Genomic DNA, 18,699 nt, shown 5'->3' on the forward strand with positions numbered 1-18,699 from the left:
AGGAGTTCTCTATGAGTATCCATGATAAATTAAAACGAGTTCGTAAGCCTCGCGTACACATCACTTATGATGTGGAAACTGAAGGCACTGCAGTAAAAAAAGAATTACCATTTGTTGTTGGTGTTATGGGCGACTTCTCTGGTGATAATACTGAAGCATTAAAACCACTTAAAGACAGACGATTTGTGCAAATAGATCGTGAAAACTTTAACGATGTTTTAAAGCGTATGAGCCCTTCATTGAAATTATTAGTTGATAATACGCTTAATGATGATGGTTCTGAATTTGAAGTAAAACTTAACTTTAAATCGATTGACGATTTTGAGCCAGCAGCTGTTGTGAACCAAGTTGAGCCATTACGTAAATTAATGGAAACACGCAACAAGTTACGCGATTTGATGACTAAGATTGACCGTTCAGAAGAATTAGAAAATGTACTTGAAGAAGTGCTAAGCAACACCTCAAGCTTAGATACGATCGCAAAAGAACTTAAAATTGAGGAGACTGAAAAATGAGTACAGAGCAACTAAGTACTGAATTAGAGTCTACCTCAGAAGCAACGTCTTCATTATTAGAGCAAGCAATTGGCGCTACTAAGCAAACAGATGCAAGCCGTGCAGAAGAGCTACTTAAAACACTGACAGAAGAAGCCTTAAAAGGGACTGTTCAGTGGAACAAAAACATGACAGTGACGTTTAATGAAGCAATTCAATTAATCGATCAAAAAATCTCAAAACAGCTAAGTGTAGTAATGCACAGCGAAGAGTTTCAAAAGTTAGAAGGCTCTTGGCGTGGATTGCACCATTTAGTAATGAACTCTGAGACAAGCTCTACACTTAAAATCCGTATGCTAAATATGAAGAAAAAAGAACTTCATAAAGATTTAAGTAAAGCTGTTGAGTTTGACCAAAGCCAAACATTCAAGAAAATTTATGAGTCTGAGTTTGGTACGCCAGGTGGCGAGCCTTACGGTACTATCGTAGGTGACTTTGAGTTTACTAACCATCCTGAAGATGTTGAAACATTAAGCCTAATGTCTAATGTTGCAGCCGCTGGTTTCTGTCCGTTTATTGCCGCTTCATCGCCATCATTATTTGGCTTTGATAACTGGGAAGAGCTAACTAAGCCTCGCGATTTAGAAAAAGTATTCGAATCTTTAGAATACACTAAGTGGCGCTCATTTAGAGACAGTGATGATTCACGTTTTGTATCATTAACTATGCCTCGTTTCTTATCTCGCCTACCTTATGGTGCCGCTTCTAAACCTGTTGAAGAATTCAACTATGAAGAGTTTGAAGTTGAACCAAAAGATGGTCGCTCTGTAAGTACTGATAACAGTGATTACTGTTGGAGTAATGCAGCTTATGCAATGGCAACTAATATGACCAAAGCATTTGCTCAATACGGTTTCTGTACTGCAATACGTGGTGCTGAAGGTGGCGGTAAAGTAGAAGGTCTTCCTACGCATATTTTCACTAGCGATGATGGCGATCCAGATCTTAAATGTCCGACTGAAATTGGCATTACAGACCGTCGCGAAGCTGAATTAAGTAAGTTAGGTTTCTTGCCTCTTTGTCATTATAAAAATACAGATTATGCCGTATTTTTTGGTGGCCAAAGCTGTCAAAAACCACAAATTTATTCTACTCCAGATGCAACTGCTAATGCGGCTATATCTGCACGTCTACCTTACCTTATGGCAACGTCTCGTTTTGCTCATTACTTAAAAGTAATGGCGCGTGATAAAATTGGTAGCTTTATGGAAGCTGAAGACGTTGAGTCTTGGTTAAACCGTTGGATCCTTTCGTATGTAAATGCGACTGAGGGTGGTGGTCAAGATATCAGAGCACGTTATCCTCTAGCTGATGCAAAAGTATCGGTTAAGGAAATTCCAGGTCAACCAGGTGCATACAATGCAGTTGCATGGTTACGACCTTGGCTACAAATGGAAGAGCTTACTTCTTCTTTACGCCTTGTAGCTAAAATTCCAGAGATCGGTTAATAAACTGATCTTTAGCGTTAAGGATAATGCAGTAGAATGAATCACGAAGAGTTTTCATTTATAAATCAAGACTTCGCTTTTGTACAAAAAGCACAGTCTAGAATAAGTGATAATGAGGCTTTACTCGATAGGTTTTTAAACGAAAAAAACCTAGATAAAGCCCTCTTATTATGGCTTGAAGGCTCTTCAGATTCACCTATCTCATGGACTAAAGAATCATTGGGTCCTTATTTACAGCGCGTAATTGTTGAGCTCGATCAGCTCATTTCAGAACAATTAAACCTGATAATTCATAATGATAGATTTCAAAAGTTAGAAGCCAGTTGGCGTAATCTTTGGTGGCTAATACTTCAAAGCGAACAATACGACAAAGAAAATAAAGTAAAAATAAAAGTATTGAACTGCGATTGGGCAACACTTTCTAAAGATGTAAACAAAGCCATTGATTTTGACCAAAGTTTATTTTTTCAGCTGCTTTATCAAAGTGAATTTGATAGCGCAGGTGGCGAGCCATTTGGTGTTGTTATAGGTGATTACGAAATTAGTAACATGTGCTCAGCGGGCACAATTTATAATGACATAGACACAATAAAAGAAATATCTAGAACCGCTGCAGCGGCTTTTTCCCCATTTATTTGCTCCGCTTCTCCTAACTTATTTGGTGCAGATAACTTTTCTGATTTAGGCTATTACGCCGATTTGTTTAATCAGTTTGAACAGCCTGAATACGCTAAATGGCAAAGCTTTAGAGCGATGGAAGAATCTCGTTTTATTGGGCTTACGCTTCCTCATGTATTAGTTAGACCGCCATATAGCAATGATGGTAAACGTCATCAAGATTTTTACTTTAAAGAACAAATTAAAGACCCTGAAAGCGATATGCTTTGGGGCAATGCAGCATATCAATTCGTATCTACCATAATAAGAGCATATTGCGACAGTGGCTGGTTTGGACACATTCGCGGTATTGAGCCTGGTAAAATTTCAAAGGGATTGGTAACTGGGTTGGCTAGAGATAGTTTTGCAAACGACACTTATCAAAAAGAAGCAAAGCCACCACTAAACTTGTTAGTAACAAGCAAATTTGAAAAGCAATTTTCTGAGCTTGGCTTTATCCCAACATCGTCAGTAACCAATACAGAACACATTGTTTTTTATAGTAATGCATCGGTTCAAAAAACTAAAAACTATGAATCAAGCGCCGCTAATATAAATGCGCGCTTATCTTCAATGCTGCAATACATTTTATGTGTATCTCGCTTTGCTCACTATTTAAAGTTATTAGCTCGCGACCGTGTTGGGTCTTACAACACAGCACAAGCTTGTGAGCGAGACTTACAAGCATGGATAAATAATTATACCACTGCTTCAGACTCTGCCTCAGAGCATATAAGAAGTAAGTACCCTTTAAGTAATGCCAGAATAAAAGTCAGTGAAAATAAAGCTAATCCAGGGCATTACTTTTCTGTTTTACAATTACAGCCACATTTTCAATTAGATCAGATGATCTCCAGTATTAAATTAATTACTGAGCTCAGTCCTCATCATAAAATAAAGGAATAGTCATGAAAAAAATACATAGCTTAATTCGCGAGGGGAAACTTACTGATGCATTATCTTGTTGTGCTACAGAGCTTCAAGATGAGCCACTAAATTTTGATATCAGAAGTATTTACGCCGAACTACTTTGCATTAATGGTGAGCTTGAAAAAGCTGATAAACAACTAGATTTTATGGTGCAAAAAAATCCAGAGTTTGCAGTAGGTGCAGTAAATTTAAGACACCTAATTCGTGCTCAGCAATCTCGTGTAGATTTTTATCAAGGTAAAGGCATTCCTAAGTTATTCCATGATGCAAATGAATTAGACACATTATTTTTGAAAATGCATGTGGCTCTGTTAGAAGGTTCAACCGACGAAGCAGCTCAGTTAGCTCAGGAAATGGAATCGATAAGAGTTAGTATAGACGAGGCATCAGCAAGAGATCTCGATGATTGCTTGAACCCATACCTAGAAGTTTTAGGAACTAATGGTGAATTTTATTTAGCTAACTTTAACGAAATTGAATCGTTAAAAATGGAGCCAGTAGAGTCTTTATTAGAAAGCATCTGGTTACGTGTTGAAATTACGATTAAAGATGGCCCATCAGGTACAGCTCATTTGCCACTTGTTTATATTAACTCTGAATCTGAGCTTGAAAAGCTAGGTCAAGTGTCTGACTGGGTAGAGCTAAAAGATGAATTTATTATAGGCAAGGGAATGAAAATGCTGTTTGTTGATGATGAAGCGATCACCATTCCAAATTTAAAAATCAACTCACTTGAAACAGCTTAATTTAAGTTTTAGCAACCATGATAGAGCATAAGCAACAGCTTCAAGCATCCATTATAGATAAGCTCATTGATGATGAGCCAGATTTTCAGGATGCGCCATCACGTACCGAAGGGATCACTATTAGTGAGCTTAGAAAAAACGTGCGCAGAGATATTGAAGCTTTGTTAAATGCCCGAATTCAGTGGCATACGTGGCCAACTCAATATACTGAGCTGGCTACTTCGTGTTTATCTTATGGTTTACCTGACTTTTCGAGTATGTCTGTAAGCTCTCATGAAGGTCGCGCATTACTGTGTGAAACCGTCAGAAAAACAATTTTAAAATTTGAGCCACGGTTTCTTGAAGTGGAAGTGTTCACTGACGAAGAAGTACCTTTAAATAGAGTATTAAATTTAAGAATAAATGCACTTTTATACGCCGATCCTGAGCCAGAGTTTATTAGTTTTGATTCAGAAGTAGAGCCCGTTAACTTGGGTATGAAGATTATTGAGGCATCATTATGAACGATGAGTTATTAAAGTATTACAATCGTGAATTAGCATTTGTGCGTCATTTAGGTAAAGACTTTGCTGAAAAATACCCAAAAGTTGCAGGGCGTTTAAAGTTAAGTGAAGATCATATTGAAGACCCTCATGTATCAAGACTAATTGAGTCTTTTGCATTTTTAACCGCCAATATAAGACAAAAACTCGACGATAGCTTTCCGGAGTTAACGGATGCTTTGCTAGGGCAAATGTTGCCAGATTACCAAGCACCAATTCCATCAATGTCGGTTGTTAAACTTGAAGCCGAAAACTTATCAACGGCGGGCGTAGTAATCCCCAAAGCCAGTGAAGTAGAAACAAACGTTGACTCAATGAAGCAATGTAAATTTCAAACATGTTATGAAACTTACCTTTGGCCCGTTGAAATTACAAATGTGCAATTTGATAATAGCCCATTTGTAGCGCCTAAGCCCCGCTGGCAGGAAAAAGCAAAATCTATTTTTAAAATAGAGTTAACTGGTGAGTATAAAGGGGTCTCGCTTGCAGAAACTGGCCTTGAAAAACTTCGTATTTTTATAAATGGTCAGTGGCATCATACACTTAAAGTGTACGAGCTTCTGTTTAAGCATAGTATTGGTATTGCTATAGATAATGGCGATGAAGGTATTAGGTACCTGTCAAAAAACCAATTAAAAGCCGTAGGTTTTGATTCTAACGAAGCTGTAGTCCCTTATTCGCAGCGCTCATCTGCCGGGTACCGTTTGCTCGTTGAGAATTTTACTTTTCCTGAGAAGTTTAGATTTTTTGAGCTTGAAGGCATTCTCTCATCACTGCCTAAGCAATCGAATAAATGTAGTATTTACATATACCTAGATACTGAATCTGCTGAGCTTGAAAAGCAAGTAGATAAAGATATGTTCTTATTAGGCTGTACCCCAATAATAAACTTATTTGAACAAGAGCTTGAGCCAATAAGACCTGAGATCAGTGAATATGAGTACCAGTTAACACCGCGTTATATGGACTCGGAAATATCAGAAGTAGTTGGTATATCAGAAGTTATTGCATTTGATCATAAAGGCAACAAGCAAATTGTTTCGCCTTTTTATGGTCAAACACATCCTAAATATCATGGGCATGATGATTTGTTTTGGCATATTCGTCGAGAAACTGCTTCGTGGGCTGGCGGTTATGTAGAGTCAGGAACCGAAACATTTTTATCGTTAGTTGATGCTACTTTTGAAAATAGTGCGATGGAGTATGGTGACGGAAACTCTGTACTTACTGTGCGCGCAAATTGTAGTAACCGAAACCTACCGGCAAGTATGCCCTTTGGTGATGACGAACTTGGTTTATTAATGCCTGAGCGCGGCGATGTAATAAAAAAAATTAGATGTTTAACGCCTTTTACTCATGCAGTAAGACCAATATTAGCTGATGCAACACGGTGGCAGTTAGTTAATCATTTAACGCTTGATACGTTTAGTGGTGAAGATGCATGTAATAAGCTTAAAGAAGTTTTACGTTTATACGATTTTAGAGCATCGCCACAAACTAAGGGCATGATAGATAACATTTATAGAGTGATAATCGAGCCCTCAACAGCCCGTGTTATTCAAAAAGGAAAAGTAAGCTTTGCAACAGGCAGCGAAATAGAAATTACATTTGCTAACGATGACTTTTCTGGTAGCGGCATGTTTTTCTTTGCATCAATTCTTGATCACTTTTTTGCTCAATTTGCAGCAATAAATAGTTACACGCGTTTAAGTTTAAGGCTTAAAGAGCAAGAACAAATATATTATCAATGGCCTGCAAGAGTGGGTGATAGTCCATTATTATGATTAAGAAAATAATCTTACAAGCTTCTCAAATTGACTTTTATAAAGCTGTTTTCATAATTGAAAATCAGCTCAAAAAGCATGGCTTAGATTATCGACACGTCGGTTACGACAGTAATCCAAAGCAAGAGTTGATTAAATTTACCGCTACCCAAAAGTTTGGCTATCCAGGTAATGCGATTACTAAACTAGAAGAAACAGGTTTTGAAGACGGTATGCATAAAGTAAGTATGCAGGTTTCTTTTATGGGGTTAACGGGTTGTTCAGGCGCTTTACCCCAGTTTTATAGTGAACTTGTGATGCAGCGTTTACGCTATAAAGATACAACTATGCGTGACTTTTACGACATGTTTAACCATCGCTTGATCTCACTGTATTACCGCGCTTGGAAAAAATATAAGCCTTCGCTTAATCACGTTAACAAAGAAAAAAACAAAGACCCATACACACAAATACTCGGTTTATTAAGTGGTGGCTATAACGAGCACCAACTGCATTTTTCGGGTTTATACAGCCGTAAAATCAGAAATGCCTTTGATTTAAAAAATGTACTTTCGTCATACTTAGGTTGTGATGTATCAATTAAACAAATGGTTGGCCAATGGCACGAACTAAAAGCGCAAGAACAAACCCGTTTAGCCAGCCAAGCATTATATGAAGGCCAGCATGCCCGATTAGGTGTTGATACCATGATTGGAAATAAAGTATGGGATGTCTCTTCTAATATCGAAATCCACATAAAATCAGATGATCCAGATAAAGCAAAACAACTTTTGCCTAAAGGTCCGCTTTTCGAAATCGCGAATAAAATAACAAAAGACTATGTTGGCAATGCCATTAACTTTCGCTTAGTCATTGAATCAAATTTTCAAAATTTAGGCGCCGCTAAACTTTCAAAAAATGAGTGTCAGTTAGGTGCCAATAGCTTCTTATCTGTACAAGATAACAAATTAAAATCTAACCCTACTAAGTTATCGTTTAAGGGATAATTAAAATTAAAAGGAACAAAGTATGTCTTCGATGACACTGAATAAACTAGTTGAAAAACTGAGTCCCGATTGCAGAAAAAGCCTAGAAGGTGCTGTTGCTATATGTAATAGCCGCAGTCATTTTACGGTTGAACTTGAACATTGGCTACTAGCTATGATTGAGCAGCAATTAGATGACGTTAGACTAATTTTTAGCTCGTTCGATATAGATATTGATAAAGTTCAGCAGGATTTAAATCAATCACTAGAGTCGTTTAAAACGGGTAGTGAGTCATCACCTAGTTTGTCAGTGCATGTAACGAGTCTGCTTAAGCAGTCTTGGTTAAGTACCAGCATTGAGTTTACAGATAATCAAATTCGTAGTGCATACGTTATTTATACCCTTACTAAAGACGATACTTTATCAAGTTTAGTTACACGTTGTAGTAAGTTATTTAATAAAATAGAACCAGGTCAATTGCTTCATGCATGGCCTGAAATAGTAGCGCAATCTCAAGAGCGTAACCATTCAGTACAAAACGCATCAACTCAGGCAAATGCTGGCTCTAAAACCCCAAGCTTAGATCAATTCACTGTTGATTTAACAGCCCAAGCACTCGCTGGAAAAATAGACCCTATTCTTGGTCGTGATTTCGAAATACGTCAAATGGTAGATATTTTAACAAGGCGTCGTCAAAACAACCCAATTTTAACGGGGGAAGCCGGTGTAGGTAAAACAGCAGTCGTTGAAGGGCTTGCGTTAAGAATCTCTCAAAAAGACGTACCGGCTGTATTACAAAATGTAAAAATTCACAGCTTAGATTTAGCTCTACTACAAGCTGGTGCGGGTATGAAAGGTGAGTTTGAAAATCGTCTTAAATCACTTATCAATGAAGTAAAGAATGCGGTAAATCCGGTAGTTTTATTTATTGATGAAGCACATACCATGATTGGTAGCGGTGGTGCTGCTGGTCAAAATGACGCGGCCAACCTATTAAAGCCCGCTTTAGCGCGTGGTGAATTACGTACAATAGCGGCAACTACTTGGGCTGAATACAAAAAGTTTTTTGAAAAAGACGCTGCATTAACACGCCGATTCCAAGTTGTAAAAGTTGAAGAGCCAACCCCTGAAAAAGCGGTAGCAATGTTACGCGGCTTAGTGCCGGTAATGGAAAAGCACCACAAGGTATTTATATCTGAACAAGCACTTGAAGGCGCGGTGCATTTATCACATCGTTACATTACTGCAAGGCAGCTACCAGACAAAGCCGTAGCATTACTAGATACAGCGTGTGCACGTGTAGCAATGAGCCAAGCATCAACTCCAAATACTATTGAGCAGCTTGTAAATCGCTTAAGCGAAATAGAAACACAAGTAAAAATGCTTAACAGAGAGCAAAAAACGGGTTTAGATCATTCACAACAACTAGACACATTAAAAGCAGAGCTAATTACAATTGAAGAGCAATTAGCCCCTTTAAATGAACAATTTAGTACTGAAAAAGAAATTGTAACCGAGCTTAATCAAGCTCTAGAGCTTATTAATTCTCAAGACGATGAGTCATCACAAGAGATACTCGATAAGCTAAGACTTAGCAAAGAGAAACTAGCCTCTTTTGAACATAATATGGTTCATTGGCAGGTTAACGAAGAGCTTATAGCGCAAGTTATTTCAGATTGGACAGGCATACCTGTTGGTAAAATGCACGAAGATGAAATTCATGGCATTTTAAATTTAGCACAACAAATGAAGCAACGAGTTGTAGGACAAGACCATGCTCTTGATTTAATAGCGAAAGTTGTTCAAACATCTCGCGCTCAACTAGCTGATGAAAGCCGCCCTAACGGTATATTTATGTTAGCAGGGCCAAGCGGTGTGGGTAAAACAGAAACAGCACTTTCTTTAGCCCAAGAAGTATATGGTAGTGAAGAAAACGTCACTGTAATTAATATGTCTGAATTTAAAGAAGAGCATAAAGTATCTTTACTTCTTGGCTCACCTCCAGGGTATGTAGGTTACGGCGAGGGAGGCATACTAACTGAAGCAGTAAGAAGAAAGCCATACAGTGTTGTACTTTTAGATGAGATGGAAAAAGCACATCCTGGCGTGCAAGATATTTTTTATCAAGTGTTTGATAAAGGTACAATAAAAGACGGTGAAGGCCGCGATATCGACTTTAAAAACACCATTATAATTATGACCTCAAACGTGGGCACAGACACCACAATGAGCTTATTTGAAGACGAAGAAAGTAAACCAAGTATCAAAGGTTTATTAAAGGCACTACAAGATGATTTACTTGCTTCATTTAAACCCGCATTTTTAGGTCGTATTAATGTAATACCTTACATCCCACTAAGTGACGATATTCTTACAGAAATTGCCGCTATTCAAATAAATAAAATAATTAAACGTGTTAAAAAACATTACAATGCCGAGTTAATTTATAATAAAGATGTAATTGAATATATTATTGCTAATTGCCAGAACGCAGGCTCAGGTGCACGTAATATTCACACTATACTGCAAAACAAAGTGCTGCCATTGTTGTCTGAAGTTTTACTTTCTAGCATGATTGACGACAAAGAAATTAATAGTATATCGCTATTAATAAAAGATAATGAATTTGAACTAGAGCTGAATTAAAGGTTAATTAAAGTTAATTTGAAATAACTTGTTATTAAGGTTGTTTCTTTAGTTTGAGGGCATTATAATTTTGGTGCCTGATATCACTACATGGAATTTTTGAGACATTGTCTTCATCTAAGGAAAGGAATCAGAAGGCCTTTTCATTGCTGTATTAAAGATAATGGTTTCAAAGGAATTTTGGTATATACCAAAGTAAAGAATCCAGTATTAATGGATAACATTGTTTAATAAAAAGGAGCATTATCAAATGCAAGCAAATACATATTTAAAATACGGTTCAATCAAAGGCGAAACTACTGCTGAGTCTTTCAAAGATTTAATTACAGTTTTATCTCTTGATTGGAATGTAAGTCGTGAAATTAGCTCAGCTACTGGTACAGCGATGGACCGTGAGTCAAGCTCTACTCGCCTTGGCGACGTAACAATCACTAAACTTCAAGATAAAGCATCTCCGGATCTTTTCAAAGAAGCGACAATCGGTAAAGGTTTACCAGCTGTTTTCCATATCACTAAACAAGGTGATAAGGTTGAAGAAATCATGAAAATCGAACTTACAGATGCAATGATTTCTAGCTACTCAGTATCAGTACAAAACGATCGTCCAATCGAAACAATCACTATCAGCTACACAGAAATGATGATGACTGTTACTCCAACAGACGACAAAAATAACATTACTGCTCCTCTTGTATACGGTTACAGCGGTGTTAAAGGTCAACAAATGTAATATTTGTTACCTTATAATGGCTCTGGGCATTGCTCAGAGCTTTTTTTGATCTTTAGGACGGGAAAAGCAAGGAATGCAAAAAGCAACACAAGATAAAAACGTAATTCAAATTAGCACCCCTGCTGGTAAAGATGCCCTCTATTTAACTCGTTTTGTTGCCCAAGAGGCAATGTCTGATTTGTTTGTTATGTCTGCCAATATGTACACGATTGGAAAACAAATCGCGCACGAAGACTTAGTGGGTAAACCTGTATCTATTAAAGTAAAAAATGCAGATGGCGGTGGTGAGCGTTACTACCACGGCATAGTTAGTCATTTGGTTTCAAATGGCAGTCGAACGGCAGATGTTGACGAGCAAAAAAATTATATAGATTATCAAGCGACGATAGTTCCATTCGCAGCTTCAATGCGCAATCGTAAAAATAGCCGCATTTTTCAAAAGAAAACAATTAAAGAAATATTTGCTGATTTATTTGGCCAACACAATGTTGCCTTTAGCGATAAAACCAGTAAAACCTACCCTAAGTACGAGTATTGTGTTCAGTATCAAGAGTCTGATTTTGATTTTATTCAGCGCTTATTTCAACAAGAAGGTATATTTTACTTTTTTGAACACTCAAACAGTAACCATACGCTTGTTTTAGCTGATGATATTACAGCTTATGAAGTATGTGGCGAAGGCAAAGTTGTATTTTCAACTGGTCATTTAAGTGAATCACACGTATCGCGCTGGCAAGGCGGTTTAAGCATTGCCCCTGGTAGTTTTAAACGTGTTGGTTACGACTTTAAACAGCCATCTCGATACCCTGATGGCGAGCAAGCAAACCCTGAGCTTCCTACTCAATCGGTCTCTGAAATTTTTGAATACACGGGCGAGCAAGAGTGTCACCCGCGCGCAGCTAATTTAGCATCTGTACAGTTAGAGTCATTACAAAGAGATATGAAGCTTTCTAGTGGGCGAAGTGATTGTCGCTCATTTACTGTAGGTAAGTTATTTAGCTTTAAAAAGCATGAAGACCCACGCCTTGAAGGTAAAACATTTGTTATTACCTCTATGATGACCTCAATTACAGTGCCAAACCAATCAGGTTCACAGCAGTCATCGGTAGAGGAAGTTTATTCAAACCACTTTGAATGTGTCCCAAAAGAAATCCCTTACAGAGCACAAATAAATAAGAAGAAGCCTGTAATAAATGGGGTTCAAACGGCAATTGTAACTGGCGACAGCGCTGATGAAATTATGATTGACCAATTTGGCCGTGTAAAAGTGCAGTTTGACTGGGATAGAGAAGGCAAAAAAGATTCTAAAAGTTCGTGTTGGATCCGTGTTGCGCAAAACTGGGCGGGTAAAAAGTGGGGGGCGTTTTTCTTCCCTCGTGTAGGCCAAGAAGTTCTTGTGGACTTTATAAATGGCGACCCAGATCAACCCATAATAAGTGGGGCAGTGTATAACGCTGACTTAATGCCTCCGTACGCATTGCCTGCTGAAAAAACACAAAGCGGTATAAAAACACGTTCTACAAAAGAAGGCGGGGCTGATAACTTTAACGAGCTTAGATTTGAAGATAAAAAAGGCAGTGAGCTGGTTTATCTTCAAGCAGAAAAAGACAAGCAACTTTATGTTAAAAACGATCAAAACGATAAAACAGATCACGACCATAATATTGAAATTGGCAACGATAGAAAAACAGATATTGCTAATAACGACAGCCTTAAAGTTGCTAAAAACCGTATTGCCGAAATGGGCGAAAACGATACTTTAAAAGTAGGAAAAACATTAAATATAGAAGCGGGTGATGAAATAGTTATTAAAACAGGCTCTGCGCAAATTAAAATGAGCAGTAGTGGTAATATAACTATTGAAGGCACTAATATAAATATTAAAGGCAGTAATGTTAAAGTTGATGGCAGTGCTATTACTTTATCTGCCGGAATGATTAAATTAAATTAGTGCATATATGGAAATAATAAATAGCTTTCATTCAGGACTTAGAAACGGCATTAATAATAACGGCTATGTTGTATATTGCCGTTATGGGCTTGCCCATTTAATATGTTTACCAATTAATAGGCCTGATGATCCATTGCTAAATCCTGCATTAACTCACTTAAAAGCAATGAATGGTTATTACGCTAGCCAGTTTTTAAATAATTTACACCCAGTATTAAATAGTGAAGATATTGTGTCGGGATTATACCAATATGCTATGCAAAGCCCTGTTGCACTTTCAGATTACTCTCAAAGTGAGTTAATAGAGTCTTTATCTCTTTTAGTGGCGCACAGTAAGTTATTAATTATCCCTTTATTTGATTAATTTTATTTAAAAAATATAAACAGACAAGGAGTCTTTATGGGTAAGCCCGCAGCTACAATTGGTCACATGCATGTGTGCCCTAAAACAACCGGCACAGTGCCGCATGTAGGTGGCCCTGTAGTTATTGGCTCAACTAATGTGTTAATTGGTGGTATGCCCGCTGCGCGTAAAGGCGACATGATGGTGTGTATTGGCCCGCCAGATAGCATTAAATCGGGTTCTGGCTCAGTTAAAATTAACGGAAAGCCTGCCGCTAGAATGGGTGATGACAGCTCCCATGGTGGTAAAATTGTTGTTGGCAACCCTACAGTATTAATAGGTGGCTAACCTTGCTATCTACATACCTAAGTAATCATAAAGCGCAACTGCTAACAATTAGTGAAGCACAATATTGCCCTTTTACATGCGTAGGTTTTATAAAAACGCTTAAAACAAAGCTATTAGAAGCTTGTTGGTTAACGGCTAAAAAAAATAACGTAACACAAAGATTCAGCCAACCAGATATAGTGCAATTAATCACTTTTTTACAAAGTGACACCAACATTGATACCACAGCACAAGCATGTATTGAGGTTATGGCTAATTTGCCCCAAAACATTAACCTAGCGTTTATTAATGCTTTAATGAATGAGCCCGCCTTACATAACCTAACTAAATTAATTATTTATAAAGTGTTATTACAACAACATAGCTTTAATTTAATCGCTTATATTGATTTAAAAACGCTGGGCTTTGCATTAACCACTAATCAAGAGTCGCTTGAGCATTTACAGCCTGTGTTGGATAAAAATTTTTTAGTCAGCAGCCAAGCAAAAAATACCGATGTAATAAATACGTTTAAACACCTGTGTAATGCTGGGCTTATTAATTCTCCGTTAATGTCGCTTTTTCTACTATCACTAAGTTGGGAACAGGTAAATGTAGTTGGCAACTATGCAAGTAACTCTTTAACGGTTGATCAAACTATGCAGGTTTTACTGCAAAGTAACTTTGCAAAACTTATTCCTTTAGCTAGTACCTCTTTAAATAAAGTTGAAGACCCTAGTGCCATTATTGCTTTAATAAGGCGTTTGCTTGGCGATAAGCTTGATTTATTGGTGAGCTTTGAAACGCAGTTACAAGCGTGGCAGGGCGATGAGCTATCGTGCAGTGAATTTAAGCGTCAGTTACAAGCTAACTGGCCTAAGTTTGAAGGTGAGCTTTCATCTTCGCGCTTAATAGCTGGGAAGGCATTAAATACTAAGTTAAATGCGATAGAAATGTCTGCTATGGATAGCTATAGCCAAGCTGTATTTAATTTATATAGCTACTATCAGCACGCTACTGCTAAAAAGTTAACTGCGGAGGCAGTGCTGTGAGTGCTTTTAATATTAATATGGAGTGTTTTTTAGCGCCATTTTCACAAGACATAGATGAGCTTTTATACGGCGAAAAGCCAATATCAAATGAGTTTAAAGAATGGCAATCGTGGAATGCCTGCATATACGATTGCATATTAAAAGCAAAAGAGTTATTTGCAAAAGTTGAAGACCTACAAGCGCCTTTAGTTTGGCTGCTTCCTGCGCTTGAGTATCAAGGTGAGCTTAAGCAACTTTTGGCAAATAGTTTAAAACAGTTATTTCCACAGCATGTAAGTCATATTTTGTTTTATGGTGCTACGGGCGCTAATGCAATGGTTGAACTTGTACAAAAAAATCAGTGGAAAAAGGTTAACGTACTTGCAGTAGACGCAACATACAAAGCAAATAGTAACAGTGAATATACCTATCAAGGTGTTGGTGGTGCATTTGCAACGGTTACAGCATGTAAAACGGGTTGGATGCAACAAAGCCACGAACTCGCTCCATCTGTAGATTTTATAAAGCATAACCAGTTAAGTGGGATGTTTTCTAACATTGCGCTTAATAGTAAAAAACAAATAGATTTTATATGTGCGCCAGGTAATGGCGTAAACCACGAAAGCGATGTGTGGTTAACTAATTTAGAATTGCTCAGTAGCTTGATTAATGAGCATACACATTATGAATTACCTAATTACAAATTAGGTAAAATTGGTGCGCTTGAAGGACTCGTCAATTTATATCAATTGACCTCAAGCCCGGCTATTGTAAATCACTTTAAAAATGCGTTAGTGATTTCTCAAGAACAATCAAAATACCAGGCCGCAGCATCATACTTATGGATAAGTGAGGAAGTACACAACTAATGCAAAGTAATACAGTTGTTTTACAAGGAACAAGTTACCCCATTTGCCTCGTTGCTGGTACTGCAAAAGCGCCTGCAGGTTACGAAGCTGTTGTAACTAATACCAATGAAAGTGCGAATCAATTAGTTGATCAAGTTAGTGAAACGCTCACAAATGATCCCTCTAAACGTATTGATACTATTAAGCTACTTATAAGTATAGGTATTGGAGCCTCTAAAGCAGACGACCAACGTAAAACTGCTAACTCGCTTATTAAAGCAATTGCTGCAGGGACTATTAGGTGTTTCCGTGAAAAAGTTAAATCTTCTATTCAAGTTAGTGATAATACTAATAGCGGCTCCGCAGGTAAAAATTCTAACAAAAAAACTAAAACAACCGCATCGGGAAAAAGCGCCGCGCAAGCACCTGCAAAAAATACGGGTGGTGCGAGTAATAACACCGCAAGCGAAGAGCCTATTACAAATCAAGAGTGCCGTTCTGATCCGGTATCAATGCTGTCGGGCGAAGAAATTCTTCCGCTTATCGACTTTACCCTAGCAGGCAGTCGCCAATTAGTGTGGCGACGTTTGTATCGCTCATCTCATGCTGATGTGTGCACAACAATGGGTAATGGTTGGCGCCATGACTTTATGGCAAGCCTTACTGAGCATTACTTGCCACCGCCAAAAGTGGGCCCTAAGCAAAAAGGCACCTACTGGTTAGAGTACCAAGATGAGCATGGCGCTAAACATAAATTTGAAAAGGTAAAGCCTGGCCAATCAAGCTATCAGTTAAGTAGTAACCTTGCGCTACATTACCAAATAAATGGTAAGCAAGTACTTGTAACGCCAGATGACCAACACCTTACGTTTAAACCAGGCGAAAGCGCGTGGTTGCTTGAAAAAATAATTAACGAAAAAGGCCAAAGCATCGCGTTTTATTACGATGCAAAAGAGCGCTTACACCGCATAGAAGTAAACAAAGTACGTGGCTGCATTATTAGCTACAACGCACAAGGTTTATTAAGCAAAGTAGCAGCGTACCACACTGACAAAAACAACAAACAACAATTGCTATCGCCATTACTTGCAAGCTATGAGTACGACGAAAACAAAAACCTTGTTCAGTCCACTAATCAGCAAAACGAAACTGAGCGCTACGCCTACAACGCCGCTAATTTATTAACAAAGCGTACCCGAGCCAGTGGCTTTAGCCATCATTTTGAGTGGGATCGCTACTCACCTAGCGCCAAATGTATAAAACAGTGGGGCGATAACAACACCTATACTTACCAGTTTGAATATAACTTAGCGGCTGGTGAAACAACCTGTATAGACTCACGCGGGCACAAAGAGCACTTTGTACATAACGCACAAGGTAAACTGATAAAACATACCGACCCTAACGGCAACGTTTGGCAATATACATACAATGCGCAAGGCCAAAAGCTCAGTGAAATAAAGCCCGATAGCAGCACAACACGCTATAGCTATACACCTTTCGGCCAATTAGAAACAATAACGCAGCCAGATGGTAGCCAAACGCATTTTGCCTACAACCAGCTTGGGCAACGTGTATTAACTACCTTACCTGATGGCCAAACCATTACGCGTAAATACAGTGTGGCTGGCTTATTACAAAGCGAAACCTTTGGCGATGGCCGCACCACTTTATACAGCTACGATAAGCTCGGCCAGTTAACTCAGCATATAAATAAAAATGGCCAAATCACCAAGTTTATTTGGAACGAGCAAGGCGAGTTATTAGCAAAGCATTATAACGATGAGCTAATACGTTACAGCTACGACAGCCTAGGCCGCGTAAATGCCACACTTAATAACGCAGGCTTACTCACCCAATATAAATACAATGAGCACGGCCAGCTTACACAAACAATTGCCTTTGATGAAAACGAGCCTGAAAATAAACAGCATCAATACTTTAGCTACGACGAAGCAGGGCGATTAATTAGTTCGCAAAACAGCAAAGGCGACACCACCGAGCAACACTTTGAAGGGCTAAGCCAACCGCATTGTGTTATTCAGCCCGATGGCAGCGCACTGCATTTAACGTACGACAAAGAGCGCAACTTAACAGCCATCGAGCGAAGCGACGGCCACGTATACCGCATAAGTTACGACGCTAACGAAAACCCAACACAAATAAGCGGGTTTGATGGCACGCTGCAGCAATATAAATACGATGCCTGTAACCGCTTAGCCTCAGTAACGCAAAGCAATAAACGCCATGTAAAAATAGAGCGCGACAGCCTAGGCCGTGTAACTGCGCAGCATGCAAGCCTTGCCAGTGACTCACGTATCATTAATAACGCCAATTACTACAGCTACACAAAGCAAGGTAACATTGCGCGTGCACATAACGCGCAATCAACACTTAAACAACGCTTTGATAAAGGCGGGCGATTATTGTGTGCCGAGCAAGTTAATAACCAGCAACAAGCGCATACCCTAAAATACAGTTACGACGAATACGGCAGAAGACAAACCCTTACGTTGCCAGACTCAACCACGCTTAAATACAGCTACAACCAGTTTGGCCAGCTAAGCGGCATTAATTTACTACAAACCAACAGCAAAGAGGTAGAACTTGCACAGCCGCTTGTAACATTAAGCTACGACAGCCAAGGTAATATTAAAACCCAGCAGCTTGGTAACAGCATTACCCTTACTCAACAGTTTGATGTATTCAACCGTTTAACGCAGCAACAGCTTACACACCCAGCGCAAACATTATTTGATACCTGTACGTACAACTACGACAGCATCAACCAGCTTATTGCTCGTAAAAACGAAGGCGTAATCAGCCAAAATATCAATTTTGAATACAACAGCTTGGGCCAATTAATACAACAAACTTTAGCAAGCTCACGTGCTGATACAACCACACACTACCAGTGGGATAGCTTTGGTAACCCACAAAGTCAGACTGTTCAATCAAACACAAGTAATGCAGACCTTAGAGATACAGGCGAGCAGGGTATAGAACATGATGCAGCCAGTAATGAGCATATAGCCAGCTCTTCTATTGATTTAACACGCGCCACGCATAGTGAATACAATGAGTTAGCGCCAAATAGTAGTGAAAGTAGTAGTAAAAATAGTAGCAACACTGACTCAGTAGCAAACAATGAAAGTATTAACAACACCACAATAAACAGTGCCACCGACGCCGACCG

General features: G+C 38.6%; 15 protein-coding genes. All 15 read left to right on the top strand.

The features are described from left to right. Positions 1-11: 11 nt before the first annotated feature. A complete protein-coding gene (tssB, locus tag CWC11_RS15925) occupies positions 12-515 on the top strand; it encodes a type VI secretion system contractile sheath small subunit (RefSeq protein ID WP_058547846.1) in 504 nt (167 codons plus the stop codon). Next, positions 512-2,002, top strand: a complete 1,491-nt coding sequence (tssC, locus tag CWC11_RS15930; protein ID WP_058547845.1) for a type VI secretion system contractile sheath large subunit — start codon at positions 512-514, stop codon at positions 2,000-2,002. The genes tssB and tssC (CWC11_RS15930) overlap by 4 nt, the downstream gene beginning before the upstream one ends. Positions 2,003-2,038: 36 nt before the next feature. Further along, a complete protein-coding gene (gene tssC, locus CWC11_RS15935; protein WP_104643862.1) occupies positions 2,039-3,565 on the top strand; it encodes a type VI secretion system contractile sheath large subunit in 1,527 nt (508 codons plus the stop codon). 2 nt (positions 3,566-3,567) lie between these two features. Then, complete coding sequence (locus CWC11_RS15940; protein WP_138683496.1) at positions 3,568-4,335, top strand: type VI secretion system accessory protein TagJ; 768 nt, start codon at positions 3,568-3,570, stop codon at positions 4,333-4,335. A gap of 17 nt (positions 4,336-4,352) precedes the next feature. Further along, complete coding sequence (tssE, locus tag CWC11_RS15945; RefSeq protein ID WP_058547842.1) at positions 4,353-4,838, top strand: type VI secretion system baseplate subunit TssE; 486 nt, start codon at positions 4,353-4,355, stop codon at positions 4,836-4,838. Then, entirely contained in the window at positions 4,835-6,661 is a 1,827-nt protein-coding gene (gene tssF / locus CWC11_RS15950; protein WP_138683497.1) for a type VI secretion system baseplate subunit TssF, read from the top strand. The genes tssE and tssF overlap by 4 nt, the downstream gene beginning before the upstream one ends. Continuing rightward, a complete protein-coding gene (gene tssG / locus CWC11_RS15955) occupies positions 6,658-7,647 on the top strand; it encodes a type VI secretion system baseplate subunit TssG (RefSeq protein WP_138683498.1) in 990 nt (329 codons plus the stop codon). The genes tssF and tssG overlap by 4 nt, the downstream gene beginning before the upstream one ends. A gap of 22 nt (positions 7,648-7,669) precedes the next feature. Beyond that, positions 7,670-10,273, top strand: a complete 2,604-nt coding sequence (gene tssH / locus CWC11_RS15960) for a type VI secretion system ATPase TssH (RefSeq protein WP_138683499.1) — start codon at positions 7,670-7,672, stop codon at positions 10,271-10,273. A gap of 250 nt (positions 10,274-10,523) precedes the next feature. Then, positions 10,524-11,003 carry an Hcp family type VI secretion system effector gene (locus CWC11_RS15965; RefSeq protein ID WP_024594574.1) on the top strand — a complete coding sequence of 160 codons (480 nt, stop codon included), beginning with the start codon at positions 10,524-10,526 and terminating at the stop codon, positions 11,001-11,003. 73 nt (positions 11,004-11,076) lie between these two features. Continuing rightward, positions 11,077-12,954 carry a type VI secretion system Vgr family protein gene (locus CWC11_RS15970; protein WP_138683500.1) on the top strand — a complete coding sequence of 626 codons (1,878 nt, stop codon included), beginning with the start codon at positions 11,077-11,079 and terminating at the stop codon, positions 12,952-12,954. A gap of 7 nt (positions 12,955-12,961) precedes the next feature. Then, the gene (locus CWC11_RS15975) at positions 12,962-13,318 is read left to right on the top strand and encodes a hypothetical protein (RefSeq protein ID WP_058547837.1); all 357 of its coding nucleotides are present in this window, start codon (positions 12,962-12,964) and stop codon (positions 13,316-13,318) included. A gap of 36 nt (positions 13,319-13,354) precedes the next feature. Then, positions 13,355-13,645 carry a PAAR domain-containing protein gene (locus CWC11_RS15980; protein ID WP_024595244.1) on the top strand — a complete coding sequence of 97 codons (291 nt, stop codon included), beginning with the start codon at positions 13,355-13,357 and terminating at the stop codon, positions 13,643-13,645. Positions 13,646-13,647: 2 nt separating this feature from the next. After that, positions 13,648-14,676, top strand: a complete 1,029-nt coding sequence (locus CWC11_RS15985; RefSeq protein ID WP_138683501.1) for a hypothetical protein — start codon at positions 13,648-13,650, stop codon at positions 14,674-14,676. Next, complete coding sequence (locus tag CWC11_RS15990; protein WP_138683502.1) at positions 14,673-15,524, top strand: hypothetical protein; 852 nt, start codon at positions 14,673-14,675, stop codon at positions 15,522-15,524. The genes CWC11_RS15985 and CWC11_RS15990 overlap by 4 nt, the downstream gene beginning before the upstream one ends. Next, a partial coding sequence (locus tag CWC11_RS15995) for a DUF6531 domain-containing protein (RefSeq protein ID WP_138683503.1) occupies positions 15,524-18,699 on the top strand: 3,176 nt, incomplete at its 3' end. The genes CWC11_RS15990 and CWC11_RS15995, both read left to right, overlap by 1 nt.

It is taken from the genome of Pseudoalteromonas sp. S3178, assembly GCF_005886985.1.
Lineage (GTDB): Bacteria > Pseudomonadota > Gammaproteobacteria > Enterobacterales > Alteromonadaceae > Pseudoalteromonas > Pseudoalteromonas carrageenovora.

Excerpts from the sequence above, each read along its gene's own strand:
- tssG (WP_138683498.1), top strand. The coding sequence starts at position 6,658 with ATGATTAAGAAAATAATCTTACAAGCTTCTCAAATTGACTTTTATAAA.
- tssF (WP_138683497.1), top strand. The coding sequence starts at position 4,835 with ATGAACGATGAGTTATTAAAGTATTACAATCGTGAATTAGCATTTGTG.
- CWC11_RS15940 (WP_138683496.1), top strand. The coding sequence starts at position 3,568 with ATGAAAAAAATACATAGCTTAATTCGCGAGGGGAAACTTACTGATGCA.
- tssH (WP_138683499.1), top strand. The coding sequence starts at position 7,670 with ATGTCTTCGATGACACTGAATAAACTAGTTGAAAAACTGAGTCCCGAT.
- tssC (WP_058547845.1), top strand. The coding sequence starts at position 512 with ATGAGTACAGAGCAACTAAGTACTGAATTAGAGTCTACCTCAGAAGCA.
- CWC11_RS15965 (WP_024594574.1), top strand. The coding sequence starts at position 10,524 with ATGCAAGCAAATACATATTTAAAATACGGTTCAATCAAAGGCGAAACT.
- CWC11_RS15970 (WP_138683500.1), top strand. The coding sequence starts at position 11,077 with ATGCAAAAAGCAACACAAGATAAAAACGTAATTCAAATTAGCACCCCT.
- tssC (WP_104643862.1), top strand. The coding sequence starts at position 2,039 with ATGAATCACGAAGAGTTTTCATTTATAAATCAAGACTTCGCTTTTGTA.
- CWC11_RS15975 (WP_058547837.1), top strand. The coding sequence starts at position 12,962 with ATGGAAATAATAAATAGCTTTCATTCAGGACTTAGAAACGGCATTAAT.
- tssE (WP_058547842.1), top strand. The coding sequence starts at position 4,353 with ATGATAGAGCATAAGCAACAGCTTCAAGCATCCATTATAGATAAGCTC.
- CWC11_RS15980 (WP_024595244.1), top strand. The coding sequence starts at position 13,355 with ATGGGTAAGCCCGCAGCTACAATTGGTCACATGCATGTGTGCCCTAAA.
- tssB (WP_058547846.1), top strand. The coding sequence starts at position 12 with ATGAGTATCCATGATAAATTAAAACGAGTTCGTAAGCCTCGCGTACAC.